The organism is Mesorhizobium sp. M8A.F.Ca.ET.057.01.1.1, assembly GCF_003952565.1.
In the GTDB taxonomy this organism is placed as follows: Bacteria; Pseudomonadota; Alphaproteobacteria; order Rhizobiales; family Rhizobiaceae; genus Mesorhizobium.
In genome coordinates this window covers 3,907,012-3,920,269 of the sequence record NZ_CP034454.1, presented here as the reverse complement: position 1 = coordinate 3,920,269, position 13,258 = coordinate 3,907,012, and the positions used below count along the sequence as shown (strand labels likewise).

Annotated in this window: 13 protein-coding genes and 2 pseudogenes; 13 read left to right on the top strand and 2 right to left on the bottom strand. The window is 63.2% G+C overall.

Annotation, left to right across the window (positions count from 1 at the left end):
• Nucleotides 1-49 precede the first annotated feature (49 nt).
• Both hemB and EJ077_RS18700 read right to left on the bottom strand, forming a co-directional pair.
• Nucleotides 50-1,081: a porphobilinogen synthase gene (gene hemB, locus EJ077_RS18705; RefSeq protein WP_208695577.1), complete on the bottom strand. Its 1,032-nt coding sequence runs from the start codon at nucleotides 1,079-1,081 to the stop codon at nucleotides 50-52.
• 113 nt (nucleotides 1,082-1,194) lie between these two features.
• Nucleotides 1,195-2,016 carry a DUF2066 domain-containing protein gene (locus EJ077_RS18700; RefSeq protein WP_208695576.1) on the bottom strand — a complete coding sequence of 274 codons (822 nt, stop codon included), beginning with the start codon at nucleotides 2,014-2,016 and terminating at the stop codon, nucleotides 1,195-1,197.
• Nucleotides 2,017-2,177: 161 nt separating this feature from the next.
• On the opposite strand from EJ077_RS18700, the gene EJ077_RS18695 reads away from it, so the two are divergent.
• The 13 genes and pseudogenes from EJ077_RS18695 to EJ077_RS18635 all read left to right on the top strand — a co-directional run bounded on the left by EJ077_RS18695 (nucleotide 2,178) and on the right by EJ077_RS18635 (nucleotide 13,234).
• The gene (locus tag EJ077_RS18695) at nucleotides 2,178-3,218 is read left to right on the top strand and encodes an enoyl-CoA hydratase/isomerase family protein (protein WP_208695575.1); all 1,041 of its coding nucleotides are present in this window, start codon (nucleotides 2,178-2,180) and stop codon (nucleotides 3,216-3,218) included.
• A complete protein-coding gene (locus EJ077_RS18690; RefSeq protein ID WP_208695574.1) occupies nucleotides 3,215-3,637 on the top strand; it encodes a DUF6163 family protein in 423 nt (140 codons plus the stop codon). Before EJ077_RS18695 ends, EJ077_RS18690 begins: the two co-directional genes overlap by 4 nt.
• Nucleotides 3,638-3,874: 237 nt before the next feature.
• Nucleotides 3,875-4,390: a transcriptional regulator LdtR gene (locus EJ077_RS18685; RefSeq protein ID WP_013896002.1), complete on the top strand. Its 516-nt coding sequence runs from the start codon at nucleotides 3,875-3,877 to the stop codon at nucleotides 4,388-4,390.
• Between the two features lie 348 nt (nucleotides 4,391-4,738).
• On the top strand, nucleotides 4,739-5,992 hold the full coding sequence (locus tag EJ077_RS18680; RefSeq protein ID WP_127279282.1) for a L,D-transpeptidase family protein: 1,254 nt from the start codon (nucleotides 4,739-4,741) through the stop codon (nucleotides 5,990-5,992).
• A 134-nt stretch (nucleotides 5,993-6,126) separates the two neighbouring features.
• Nucleotides 6,127-7,766: pseudogene (locus EJ077_RS18675) on the top strand (Na+/H+ antiporter).
• A gap of 175 nt (nucleotides 7,767-7,941) precedes the next feature.
• Nucleotides 7,942-9,255, top strand: coding sequence for a serine hydroxymethyltransferase (gene glyA / locus EJ077_RS18670; RefSeq protein WP_019857608.1), 1,314 nt, complete (start codon nucleotides 7,942-7,944; stop codon nucleotides 9,253-9,255).
• Between the two features lie 98 nt (nucleotides 9,256-9,353).
• The gene (locus EJ077_RS18665; protein ID WP_208695573.1) at nucleotides 9,354-9,932 is read left to right on the top strand and encodes a hypothetical protein; all 579 of its coding nucleotides are present in this window, start codon (nucleotides 9,354-9,356) and stop codon (nucleotides 9,930-9,932) included.
• 26 nt (nucleotides 9,933-9,958) lie between these two features.
• The gene (locus EJ077_RS18660) at nucleotides 9,959-10,288 is read left to right on the top strand and encodes a GlpM family protein (RefSeq protein WP_208695572.1); all 330 of its coding nucleotides are present in this window, start codon (nucleotides 9,959-9,961) and stop codon (nucleotides 10,286-10,288) included.
• Between the two features lie 97 nt (nucleotides 10,289-10,385).
• Entirely contained in the window at nucleotides 10,386-10,865 is a 480-nt protein-coding gene (gene nrdR, locus EJ077_RS18655; RefSeq protein WP_127281280.1) for a transcriptional regulator NrdR, read from the top strand.
• 2 nt (nucleotides 10,866-10,867) lie between these two features.
• On the top strand, nucleotides 10,868-12,004 hold the full coding sequence (gene ribD, locus EJ077_RS18650; protein ID WP_208695571.1) for a bifunctional diaminohydroxyphosphoribosylaminopyrimidine deaminase/5-amino-6-(5-phosphoribosylamino)uracil reductase RibD: 1,137 nt from the start codon (nucleotides 10,868-10,870) through the stop codon (nucleotides 12,002-12,004).
• A gap of 6 nt (nucleotides 12,005-12,010) precedes the next feature.
• Entirely contained in the window at nucleotides 12,011-12,628 is a 618-nt protein-coding gene (locus EJ077_RS18645; protein ID WP_208695570.1) for a riboflavin synthase, read from the top strand.
• 70 nt (nucleotides 12,629-12,698) lie between these two features.
• Entirely contained in the window at nucleotides 12,699-12,959 is a 261-nt protein-coding gene (locus tag EJ077_RS18640; RefSeq protein ID WP_208695569.1) for a CopG family ribbon-helix-helix protein, read from the top strand.
• Nucleotides 12,959-13,234, top strand: a pseudogene (locus EJ077_RS18635) (type II toxin-antitoxin system RelE/ParE family toxin). The gene EJ077_RS18640 and the pseudogene EJ077_RS18635 overlap by 1 nt, the downstream one beginning before the upstream one ends.
• Nucleotides 13,235-13,258: the final 24 nt, after the last annotated feature.

Here is a 13,258-nt window from a genome sequence, read left to right as displayed (position 1 = left end):
GTCGAAAGAGTGGTGACACCTACTGAAAGGCATGCTCGGGAAATCGGTGCTAGCCCTTCAGCATCACCGCCACTTCGGGCGCAAAATAGGTCAGGATGCCATCGCAGCCGGCACGCTTGAAGGCGAGCAGTGATTCCAGCATCGCCTTCTCGCCATCGATCCAGCCATTTGCACCCGCCGCCTTGATCATCGAATATTCGCCCGACACCTGATAGGCGAAGGTCGGCATCTGGAATTCGTCCTTCAGCCGGCGGATGATGTCGAGATAGGGCAGGCCGGGCTTGACCATCAGCATGTCGGCGCCCTCGGCGATGTCCTGTTCGGCCTCGCGCACCGCCTCGTCCGAATTGGCGTGGTCGATATAGTAGGTCTTCTTGTCGCCCTTGAGCAGCCCGGCGGTGCCGACCGCCTCGCGATAGGGGCCGTAGAAGGCCGAGGCGAATTTGGTGGCGTAGGACATGATCGCCACCTCCTGAAAGCCGTTGGCGTCGAGCGCGTCGCGGATGGCGCCGATACGGCCGTCCATCATGTCCGAAGGCGCGATGATGTCGGCGCCCGCGGCAGCCTGGATGACGGCCGCAGCCGCGACCTGTTCCACGGTTTCGTCATTGACGATGATGCCGTCGCGCAGGATGCCGTCATGGCCATGGCTGGTGAACGGGTCGAGCGCCGCGTCGGTGATGATGCCGATCTCGGGCACCGCGTCCTTTATCGCGCGGGTGGCGCGGTTGATGATGTTTTCCGGGTCGAGGATGTGCGAGCCGGTCTGGTCGCGCAGGCCGAGATCGACGTTGGGGAAAGCGGCCAGAGCCGGGATGCCGAGCTTGGCCGCGCGTTCGGCTTCCTTGACTGCAAGGTCGACCGAAAGGCGGAAGACGCCGGGCATGGCGGCGATCGGTTCGCGGACATTCCTGCCCTCGACGACGAAGATCGGCCAGATCAGGTCGTCGACCGAAAGCCGGCTCTCCTGCACGAGCCTGCGCGACCAGTCGGCCTTGCGCATGCGGCGCAGGCGGCGGCTGCCGGTGACCTCGTCGACGCTGCGCGCGCCGGCAGGTTTTGCTGGGGTGAATTTGTTCATGGCCAAAACTCCGGATCGGCGGCTTTTACCACGAGCCCTTGGTGCTGACCAATGCGACACGTTTGTGCCAGGGGTCAAAGCTGCCACAGCGCTGTCCCACCACGCCTATTGGGTCAGGGCTGGCCATTACCCGAAAGGATCTGCGCCGCGCCTCCAATGGCGACACGGAACGCCTCGTCGAAGCTGACGCCACGAACCTGCCAACGATAGGTCTTGCCGTGATCGGCCAGCCGCCAATCGGCGATCCAGCCGAACTCCTTGTCGCTCCATAAGATGCTGCCGGCGAGCGCTCTGGCGCCACCGGCCTGTTCGGCCAGCCGATCCAGCCTTGCCATGTCGGCCGCGCGCAACACTTCTTCGCTCAGGCCCCCAAGCTGCGCGGCCTTCGGAAAGACGACATGCATCAGTGTCGGACCGGTGGCATTGACGAAGGATTCGCGCATCGTCTGGCCACGCTTTTCCTCGGCCGTCAGTGCGAAATGGCGAGCGCCCTGTTCGGTCGTGAGAAAGACGGTGAGCCTCGGCCGCTCGCCAAGCCAGGGTTTGCTGCCGAGCGACGTCAGCACCTTGTCGATCACTTCAGGCTTGTAGAGGCAGGTGAGATCATGCGGCCGGTCGTGCGTGCCTTGCTCGTCATGGATGGGAATGCCTTCCAGCCGGTCGCGGTACCGGAACGAGTCGACAAAGCTGCCGGCCTTGTCGCGCAGCGCGTCCATTTCGCGTCTGGCAAGCAGCCGCTGATCGCCCGAAACACGGACGAGGACCTTGTCGAGGCAAATCCTGAAGCCGAGCTGGCGGTTTTCTTCACCCTGGCCGGTGACGATGGTCTGCGACTGGTAAAGCTCGCCAAGGTCGGTTGCGCTGGCGGGGACATTGGTTGCCCACAACGCAGACAGGCAACTCAGAACAAGGACAAGGCGAAAAAACTGCGGCATGGCTCGCTATCCGGCTCGTGGCCTGTCGTAATGGCGCCAACGTCTAGCATCGGCCACCGCTTGCCGCCAAGACCGCGGCCGACATGCTGCTGCCATTGACGCACCCATGCGCCGCCTTTAGCACTTCAGTCCCGCAGGCGCGGGGAAGGGATTCTCTGGCGATGGATTTTGGTGGAGGCGACGAAATTCGCTTCGAAAGGATGGGCAGGGCCGGCGTCGTCACGCTGACGCGGCCGCAGGCGCTCAATGCCGTCACCCATCGCATGGTCAAGGCGCTGGACAAGGCCCTGCGTTCCTGGGAGCGCGACGACGGTGTGGACGTCGTTGTCGTCAAGGCCGAGGGCAGGGCGTTTTCGGCCGGAGGCGACATCCTGCACATCTACGAAGCCGGCCGGGCCGGAAAGCCCCCGGTCGAGTTCTTCGCCGACGAGTATCGGCTCAACGCCTATATCGCGCGTTTCAAGAAACCCTATGTGGCGCTCATCGACGGCATCGTCATGGGCGGCGGGGTCGGCATTTCCTTCCACGGTTCGCATCGGGTGATGACCGAAAATGCGCAGTTCGCGATGCCGGAGGTCGGCATCGGCTTTTTCCCTGATGTCGGCGCCAGTCACCTGCTGCCCGACCTTGGCGGTTCCTTCGGCATGTACCTGGCGCTGACCGGCAACCGCATCCGCTATGGCGATGCCCTGTGGTCGGGGCTGGCCACCCACACCATCAAGGCCGAAGACCAGGCAAGCTTCCTCGACCGGCTGGCGCTGACGGGCGATCCGGGATCAGTGCTGCGCGGTTTCTTTGTTCCCGCCAAGCGGGAGACGGACAGGCCGATCCTGGAGGCCATCGCCCGTCATTTCGCCCAGCCGTCGCTGCCGGATCTCATCGACAGCCTGGATCGCGCCGGCAAGGACGAGTTCGCGGCCAAAACTCTGGCGACGATCCGCATGCGCTCGCCGACCAGCCTTCGCGTCGCCTGGCGGCAGATCAGCGCCGGGCAGACATTGTCGATGGACGACTGCATGAGGATGGAGTTCCGCATCCTGAACCGCATGCTGGCCGGCCACGATTTCTACGAAGGCATCCGTGCCGCCATCATCGACAAGGGCTCGAAGCCGCAATGGCGGCCGGCAAAGATCGATGCGGTCGCCGAGGCGGACGTCGAGGCCTATTTCGCTCCGCTCGGCGATCGGGAGCTTGGGCTGTGAGCGAGGTGACATCGAGACGCGTCGTCCTGCAGCCGTCGACGGTTGAGGTGATCTTCGCCTGGTTCCAGCGCGTCATCGCGGGCTACTGCCTGATGTTCGGCGTCCTGTACTGGATCAAGCTGATCGGATTCTACCCGGGCTCGCTATGGCGCTTCGACCTTATGCCGGTGCATTGGCAGGTGGCGGGGGTGATGCTCGCCGTGTTCTTTCCCTTCGCCGCGGCCGGCTTGTGGATGCTGGCGTCCTGGGGGCCGGTGATCTGGTTCATATGCGCGGTCACCGAGACCGTCATGTATGCCGGCTTTCCCGAGCTTTTCGGCCATCGTCTCCTGATTCTCGTCTCGCATGCCTGCGTGGCGCTGCTCTACATCGTCTTTCGCGTCGTCATCTACCTGCAAAAACGGCCGGCAAGGCACTAAGCCCTTGTGCGCGTTGACGACTCGGCGACCGCCTCTATCCGGCCCCGCGGTCATTGCCTAAATCTTTAGGTTAATCATCCTTGCTCGGGTGACCGTTCGTTAAGCCTCTTCCGAAACCTCTTACCGGTAAGCTCTTGTTAGCCCTAGCGTTTAAGTCGAATTTTATGAGTATTCGATAGTGTCGCGATCAAGGTGAAAAACAAAAATCACCAAGGCGACAAACGAGAGGCAAAGACAATGATCAATTCGCGTCCGGCGGCGAAGACCGCCAACGTTTCCGACGATCGCCGCGAGGCTATCCGTTCCCTGTACATGGAATCGCTGCAGCTGGTCGAGCGTCTGCACCGCCGTCTGCTTGATGTGATCAAGGACGAATTCGACCGCAACGGCCGTTCCGACATCAACGCCATCCAGGCGCTGCTGCTCTTCAACATCGGCAATTCCGAACTGACCGCCGGCGAGCTGCGTTCGCGTGGCTACTATCTCGGCTCGAACGTCTCCTACAATCTGAAGAAGCTGGTCGATCTCGGCTTCATCAACCACCAGCGCTCACGCATCGACCGCCGTTCGGTCCGCGTTTCGCTGACGCCGAAGGGCAATGAAGTGGCTGATGTGGTCGCCGGTCTCTATGAGCGTCATGTCGGCTCGATCGAACAGGTCGGCGGCATCAACACCGACGAGTTCAAGCAGATGAACCGCGCCCTGCAGCGCCTCGACCGCTTCTGGAACGACACGATTGCCTATCGGATGTAAGACCATCCAGGAAACGGAGCCGCGCCGCAGAAGCGTGGCCGAAACAGCGACCTCCAGCCAGGGCCGGTGCCGAAAAGCACCGGTCTTTTCTTTCTTGCGTCCGGCCGAAGCAAATTACGGGCCAAGGCCACGTTGCCGCCATATTCCAGTGGAACCGAGAGTGGCAGTGATGCTGTGGTGAAGACCATGCGTCCACCCGCAACCGTGTCGCGCCTTCGCCTTTGTCGCCAATGTGATACGGACCATGGTTGGCTTATTGTTAAGATTGCCGATTTTAGAGTGCGGGCGAGATCGCGCGATGATCGACGCAGCAAGTGATCGAACGCTACAAGAATGTCTGGAACGTCCATGAGAACCAGCCGCCGCTTTTTCCTTTCCGGAGCCTCCGCGCTCGCAGCCGCCATGGTGGCCGGCCGTGCGAATGCGCAGGATGTGATCGGGGATATCCTGAAATCCTCGGCTCGCGGCAACTGGGATGATCAGTTCGATGCCCGCGCCAGCGAAGGCGGCAAGGTGGCCTCGACGCTGCCGATCTTCAGCCCGCAGACCGTCGCCTTCACCGAGCAGGCGGTCGCGCAGTACCAAAACATCGTCTCGCAGGGCGGCTGGACAGACGTTCCCGCCACCAAGAAGCTTCAGCTCGGCGTCGACGATCCGGACGTGGTGCCGCTGCGCAAGCGCCTGATGGTTGCTGGCGACCTGTCGCAGAGTGCCGGCATTTCGACGGCCTTCGATTCCTATGTCGATTCGGCGGTCAAGCGCTTCCAGTTGCGCCATGGCCTGCCTGCTGACGGCTCGATGGGCAAATACACCTACGCCGCGATGAACGTGTCGGCGCAGATCCGGCTTGGCCAGTTGCAGACCAATCTGCAGCGCCTGAAGGAGAAGGCCGGTACGCTGGGCAGCCGCTATGTGCTGGTCGACATTCCGGCCGCGCAGATCGAAGCGGTCGAGAACGACCGCGTCGTGCTTCGCCACACCGCGATCGTCGGCAAGATCGATCGCCAGACGCCGATCGTCAATTCCAAGATCAACGAGATCATCGTCAATCCGTACTGGAACGCACCGGTCTCGATCGTGCGCAAGGACATCATTCCGCTGATGCGGAAGAATCCCGATTATCTCAAGAACAGCCACATCCGCCTGTTCGCGCCCGATGGCAGCGAAGTCGATCCGATGAATGTCGACTGGTCGACGGACGATGCCGAAAAGTACCGTTTCCGCCAGGATCCCGGTTCGGAAAACGCCATGGCCTCGGTCAAGATCAATTTCCCGAGCCCGGACGGCGTCTACATGCATGACACGCCGCAGCAGAGCCTGTTCGGCAAGATGATGCGCTTCGATTCCTCGGGCTGCGTGCGCGTCCAGAACGTGCGCGATCTCGTCACCTGGATCCTGCGCGACACGCCCGGCTGGGATCGCCAGCATTTCGAGGCGGCTATCAAGACTGGCCAGAACACACCGATCCAGGTCACCAACCCGGTGCCGGTGCATTTCCTCTATCTCTCGGCATGGTCGACGGGACCTGGCGTGGTCCAGTTCCGCGACGACGTCTACGCACTCGACGGCGCCAGCGAGCTGCAGATCACATCTTCGCTCTAACAGGCTGATATTTTGAAGAAAAAAGCCGCTCTCAGAGCGGCTTTTTTTGTTGCGGACGCCGTCAGAGCCGACCTTCGACCGGCTGGACGAAGTTCCGGCAATTGGCCATGGTCGCAAACAGCCGGAATCGTGCCATGGACGTCGCCATCTTCATTCTCGTCGTGCTCGTCTTCGTGGCACTGTCCGGCGCGCTCGTCCGGCTGGTTCGGGTGCCGCTGCCGGTGCTGCAGATCGCCATCGGCGCGGCCCTTGCCTGGCCGGCCAAAGGCCTGCATGTCGAGATCGATCCCGAACTTTTCCTGCTGGTGTTCATCCCGCCGCTTCTGTTCGGTGAGGCCTTCGCCGCGCCCAAACGTGAGCTCATCGGTTTGCGCGGACCCATCCTCGACCTCGCCATCGGGCTCGTCTTCTTCACCATCGTCGGCTTTGGCTATGCCTTGCACTGGCTGGTGCCGAGCATTCCGCTCGTCGTCGCTTTCGCGCTGGCCGCCGTGCTGTCGCCGACCGACACCGTGGCGGTCTCCTCGATCGTCGACAGGAATGTGGTTCCGTCCCGGCTGATGCACATATTGGAGGGCGAGTCGCTGCTCAACGACGCGTCGGGCCTGGTCATGTTCCGCTTTGCGGTGGCTGCGGCATTGACCGGCAACTTCTCCCTCGCGGGAGCCTCGCTCGGCTTCCTCTATGCCGTCGCCGCCGGCATCCTGGCCGGCGTCGCGGCCCTGTTCATCGCCGCCAAGGCGCTGCAACTGCTCAACCGCATCGGCGGCGTGCCGGCCGAGGCGCAGGTTCTCGTCATGATCCTGCTGCCTTTCGTCGCCTATCTCGGCGCCGAGCATGTCGGAGCTTCGGGCATCCTGGCGGCGGTGACTGCCGGCCTGCTGACCGGGGTCTCCGGCATGTATCGCCACCTCGGCGTATCGGCGCGCATGCAGACCCTGTCGCTGTGGGCGACTCTCACTTTCGTCTTCAATGGCGCTCTGTTCATTCTGCTCGGCCTGCAGATTCCCGACATCATCCGCAAGGTTCCGCCGGAATTGTCCAGCCGGCATTGGTTGATCGAGCCCGTGGCGACGGTGCTGATCCTGACACTCTGCCTTATCGGGCTGCGCTTCCTGTGGATCTGGGTCGGCGACATCGCCCAGGCGATCGCGGCGCGTCTCGGCAAGCGCGAGGCCGAACCGTTCGGATTTCGCGTCCGGCTCGCCGGCTCGGTAGCGGGGTGCGCGGCGCCATCACATTGGCGGGCATCCTGTCATTGCCGCTGGCTTTGCAGGACGGCTCGCCCTTTCCGGCACGCGACGTGGTGATCTTCCTCGCCGCCGGCGTCATCATCTGCTCGCTTGTCATTGCCAGCTTTGCGTTGCCCAGGATCGCGCGGGGACTGGTCGAGCCGGGCGAGGATCCGGCCGCCGCGGAGGAGCGACGGGCGCGCGTCGGCGCCGCCAATGCGGCGATCGCCAGGATCGAGAGCATCGCCAACGAGCCAGGCGAGGGCGAGGCGGTCGCGGCCCGGCTCGCCGTCGCCGACAGCATCGTGGCCGGCTACCGTAGACGCATCGCGGCTTCCGCCGAAGCCGCCGAGGCCCGCGCCGAGGCCCGCGAGGCCGGCAGGCTGGAGCTGGAACTCAGGGCGGCGGGCATCGAAGCCGAACGCTCCGCGCTGCGCGGCATGTTCCGCTGCCAAGAGATCAATGATTACACGATGCGCGCGCTGTTTTCCGAAATCACCTTGACCGAGGCCTTGCTGAAGCAGCGACGGGACAGGAAATAGCGGTCCGGCGCGACCCGTTGGCGCAATCCGGCCAGCAAATTTCGCGGCGCAAACGTGGCGAGGTCAAAACAACTGTGTTAATGGCGCGCCAATGCATGTCGCCCAAGAGCGAGTAGCGCTTTTTGGGATAGCGATATGTGTGGATAGTTACCCCGAACCGGAGGATTTTCAGGCCATGGCAACTGCAGCGGCGGCGTCGAATAAATTCGAATCCTTCTTCGAAACCACCTTGGAAGATGCCGATCCGGAGATCTTCGGCGCCATCCGCAACGAGCTCGGTCGCCAGCGGCACGAGATCGAACTGATCGCCTCGGAAAACATCGTCTCGCGCGCCGTGCTCGAAGCGCAGGGCTCGATCATGACCAACAAATATGCCGAGGGCTATCCTGGCAAGCGCTACTATGGCGGCTGCCAGTTCGTCGACGTGGCCGAGGAACTGGCCATCGAACGCGCCAAAAAGCTGTTTGGCTGCAACTTCGCCAACGTCCAGCCGAATTCCGGCAGCCAGATGAACCAGGCGGTGTTCCTGGCGCTGCTGCAGCCCGGCGACACCTTCATGGGTCTCGACCTCAATTCCGGTGGCCATCTCACTCACGGCTCGCCGGTCAACATGAGCGGCAAATGGTTCAAGGTCGTCTCCTATGGCGTGCGCAAGGAAGACCACCTGCTCGACATGGACGCGATCGAAAAGACCGCGCACGAGACCAAGCCGAAGCTGATCCTGGCCGGCGGCACCGCCTATTCGCGCATCTGGGACTGGAAGCGTTTTCGCGAGATCGCGGACGCGGTCGGCGCCTATCTCATGGTCGACATGGCGCACATCGCCGGCCTCGTCGCTGGCGGCGTGCATCCCTCGCCCTTGCCGCACGCTCATGTGGTGACGACCACCACGCACAAATCGTTGCGTGGTCCGCGTGGCGGCATGATCCTGTGCAATGACGAGGATATCGCCAAGAAGATGAACTCGGCGGTGTTCCCCGGCCTGCAGGGCGGCCCGCTGATGCATGTCATCGCCGCCAAGGCGGTGGCCTTCGGCGAAGCGTTGAAGCCGAGCTTCAAGGTCTATGCCGAAAGCGTCGCCGCCAATGCCAAGGCGCTGGCTTCAAGCCTCAAGGAAACGGGTCTCGACATCGTCTCCGGCGGCACCGACAACCACCTGATGCTGGTCGACCTCAGGCCCAAGAACGCCACCGGCAAGCGCGCCGAGGCGGCCCTTGGCCGCGCCAACATCACCTGCAACAAGAACGGCATCCCCTTCGACCCGGAAAAGCCCTTCGTCACTTCGGGCGTGCGGCTGGGTACGCCGGCCGGCACCACGCGCGGCTTCGGCCAGGCCGAATTCCGTGAGATCGGCAAGCTGATCGCCGAGGTGCTGGATGGGCTCAAGGTCGCCAATTCCGACGAAGGCAATGCCGCGGTCGAAGCGGCGGTCAAGGCCAAGGTCGTTGCATTGACCGATCGGTTCCCGCTCTATCCCTATCTCGGTTGACCATCCTTATCTTGGTTGACCGGGCGCGAAGCGTCATCTTTTATCCACCGGCGGTGCGTCACCCCTGATCGGGTGACGCATGGAATCGGAGATTGATGATGCGCAATTTTTGCCTTGCTTTTCTTGGCACTGTCGGCTGCCTGGCCGTTTCCGGGTCTGCCTTGGCGCAGACGCAGCCCGCTCCGGACATGCCCGCCACCAGCACTTTCGGCCGCTGGACGACCATGGTCGATACGCTCGACACCGGCCAGGACGCGCACAAGACCTGCGCGGCTTCCACGGCGTTCTTCGATGGGAGCGGCAATTCGGGCACGCTGACACTGTCGATCTCGACCGGCGATGCGCTGCCGCCCGATGCCTATCCGGCGATCTTGATCACCATCGACAACAAGACCCTGCCAACCGACAAGAAGATCGCGGCGACTTTCGGCGATCCGGGCGTCAAGGTTTCGGCCACGGTCTACTCCAACGATGGCGTCATCGGCCGCCCCAGCTGGACGGTCGACAGTCAGGCTAAGACCAGTCTCGCGCTGCTGCGTGCCATGCGCCAAGCCACCTCGCTCGACGTGACCTTCGGCAAGCAGGCTGTCGCAAGCATTCCGATGGACGGCTTCACCAAGGCCTACCGCAATCTCGGCACATCTTGCGGCTTCCCAACCAAGGACGTTGCGCCTTAACGGCTTGGTGGCTGGAGCATGGGCCTATGGACATTATCTGGAAAGGCGTGGTCGGCGGACTGGTGACGGCCCTGATCGTCTGGGCCTCCAAGCGGGGCAATGTCCTGCCCGGCATCCTGCCGCTGGCGCCGACCTTTGCCGTCATCGCGTTGCTCGCTGTCGGCGCCAAGGGTGATCCGGGCGGATTCCGCGATGCCTGCCTTGCCGGAATGAAGTCGATTCCGGCCTATCTCGCCTTCCTCGGCGCCTGCTGGCTGTTCATCGACAAGGTTGACTATCGCCTGGCTGTTGCCGGCGGCATTGCCGTCTGGCTGCTTGCCGCGCTGGCAATCTTCCTCGCGCCTCGCTATCTCTGAGGCGCGGCAGGCCATCGAGGAAACGGAACTGCTTCAATCCGCACCGGAAAGGCTCTAAGCCTTTCATCTCACCAGATTCGCGAACCCAAGGCTCTCCATGCGCTGTCCCTATTGCCAGTCCGAAGATACGCAGGTGAAGGATTCGCGTCCCGCCGAGGACGGCGCGGCGATCCGCCGGCGGCGTGTCTGTCCCGATTGCGGCGGCCGTTTCACCACGTTCGAGCGCGTGCAGTTGCGCGATCTCGTGGTGGTCAAGAAATCAGGGCGAAAAGTGCCGTTCGACCGCGACAAGCTGTTGCGCTCGGTCGAGATCGCGGTGCGCAAGCGCAACGTCGACCCCGAACGCATCGATCGCGCCGTGACCGGCATCGTGCGCCAGCTCGAAAGCTCCGGCGAAACGGAAGTGGCCTCGGGTGAGGTCGGCCGGCTGGTCATGGATGCGCTGAAATCGCTCGACGATGTCGCCTATGTGCGCTTCGCCTCGGTCTATCGCAATTTCCGTGAGGCCAAGGATTTCCACGAACTGCTTGGCGAGTTGAAGGGGGACGAAGACAAGAGCGAAGAGGACGCCGGCTGAGCATGGCAGCACCGCAACGCAGCGAGGCCGAACAAGCGGCCCTTGACCGCCGTTTCATGGCCGCGGCCTTGCGGCTGTCGCGCAAGCACGCCGGTCGCACCTCGACCAATCCATCCGTCGGCACGATCATCGTGCGTGACGACGGCTCAGGCCCGATGATCGTCGGTACCGGCGTGACCGCGATTGGTGGCAGGCCGCACGCCGAGACCGAGGCGTTGGCGGAGGCCGGCGAACTCGCGTGCGGCGCCACCGCCTATGTCACGCTGGAGCCTTGCGCCCATCACGGCCGCACGCCGCCTTGCGCCAATGCGCTGGTCAACGCCGGCATTGCGCGCGTCGTTGGAGCGGCCAGCGATCCCGATCCGCGGGTCTCCGGCCAGGGCTATGCCATCCTGCGCGCCGCCGGCGTCGAAGTGGTTGAAAAGGTCCTGGCTGCCGAAGCGGCCGAACAAATGGCGGGCTATTTGATTCGCTCTCTGAAAAAGCGCCCGGAAGTGGTTCTGAAGCTTGCGCTTTCCAGCGACGGCAAGATCGGCAGGGAAGGCGCCGGCCAAGTCGCGATAACAGGCGACATGGCGCGCCGCGAAGTCTACCTGATGCGTGCCGAGGCGGACGCCATTCTGGTCGGCATCGGCACGGCGCTGGAAGATGATCCGGCGCTGACGGTGCGTTTGCCCGGGCTGGAGAATCGTTCTCCGGCGCGCATCGTGCTCGACCGCCAGATCAGGCTGCCGGAGGGCTCGAAGCTGGTGTCGGGCGTCGATCGCGTACCGCTTTACGTCGCGGCTTGCCTGGAGGCCGATCCGCAGCGCCGGGCGGTGCTCGAGCGCGCCGGCGTGCGCTTCATTGGCACGGAGACGCATGAGGGCGGCGTGGCATTGCCGGAACTGCTCGAGGATCTGGCGGCGCTCGGTATGGCAAGCGTGCTGGTCGAGGGCGGCGCCAAGGTGGCGAGCGCTTTCCTGGCCGACGGGCTGGTCGACCGCATCGTCCTGTTCCAGGGACCGGAAGCGATCGGCGGTGACGGCATTGCATCGCCTGTCGACGCCGACCATATCCCGGCAGGTTTTCGCAAGCTGCGCGAGATGCGGTTCGGCGAAGACGGTTACGCCGAATGGATCAGGGATTTTCAGGGATAGCGATCGATGTTTACCGGGATTGTCACCGATATCGGCACCGTGGCCGCCGTCAAGCCGCTGCGGGAGGGGGTGGGACTGCGCATCGACACCGCCTATGATCCCGAGACCATCGCCATCGGCGCGTCGATTTCCTGCGGGGGCGTTTGCCTGACGGTCACCGCCTTGCCCGACAGCGGCTCGAACGCACGCTGGTTCGAGGTCGAGGCCTGGGAGGAGGCGCTCAGGCTGACGACGGCGGCGGGTTGGAAATCGGGCACCAGGATCAATCTGGAGCGGGCGCTCAAGATCGGCGACGAGCTCGGCGGCCACATCGTTTCCGGCCATGTCGACGGTACCGCCGAGATCATCGAGCGCAAGGATGAGGGCGACGCGGTGCGCTTCACGCTGGAAGCGCCGCGCGATCTGGCGAAATTCATCGCGCCGAAAGGCTCCGTCGCGCTTGACGGCACCTCGCTCACCGTCAACAGGGTCGAGGGAACGCGTTTCGACGTGCTGTTGATCCACCACTCGCTGACCGTCACCACCTGGGGCGAGCGCAAGGCCGGCGACCGCGTCAATCTCGAGATCGACACCATGGCGCGGTACGCGGCGCGCTTGGCGGAGGCCGCGAAAGAGGGGCTGTAGGTACAGCCTCAATCTCACCCCGACTTAATCAACTTTAGTCGCTCTGATTAAACTTGATTGCGAGGCTCGAATGGACACAAAAGTTATCACCGCTCATGTCCCGCTGGCGCTTGCGGAGAAAGTGGACCAACTGGCTGCTCGACTTGAGCGTCCGCGCGGGTGGATCGTCAAACAAGCCCTTTCCGCTTGGGTTGATTTGGAGGAGGAACGTCGACGGCTCACGCTTGAAGCGCTGGCCGATGTCGACGCTGGTCGGGTTATAGACCACCAGGCCGTTCAGGCCTGGGCCGAGAGTCTTGGTACTGAAAAGCCACTGCCGGTACCACGTTGATGGAGCTGAAGTGGACCAGTAAGGCTTTGTCCGATCTGGTCAGGCTTCACAGCTTTCTTGCACCAGTAAACAATCAGGCGGCAGCCCGTGCGGTGCAGTCGCTGGTTGCCGCCCTAGCAAGGCTAATCGAGTATTAGCGTATCGGGGAGAAGCTGGAAGAGTTCGAGCCGCGCGAAGTCCGCCGCATTTTGGTCGGCAACTACGAGATTCGCTATGAGATAGCGAACACCACGATTCTGTTGCTGCGCCTGTGGCACACGCGAGAGGATCGATAGGACGACTAGCCCACGGGCAATCTT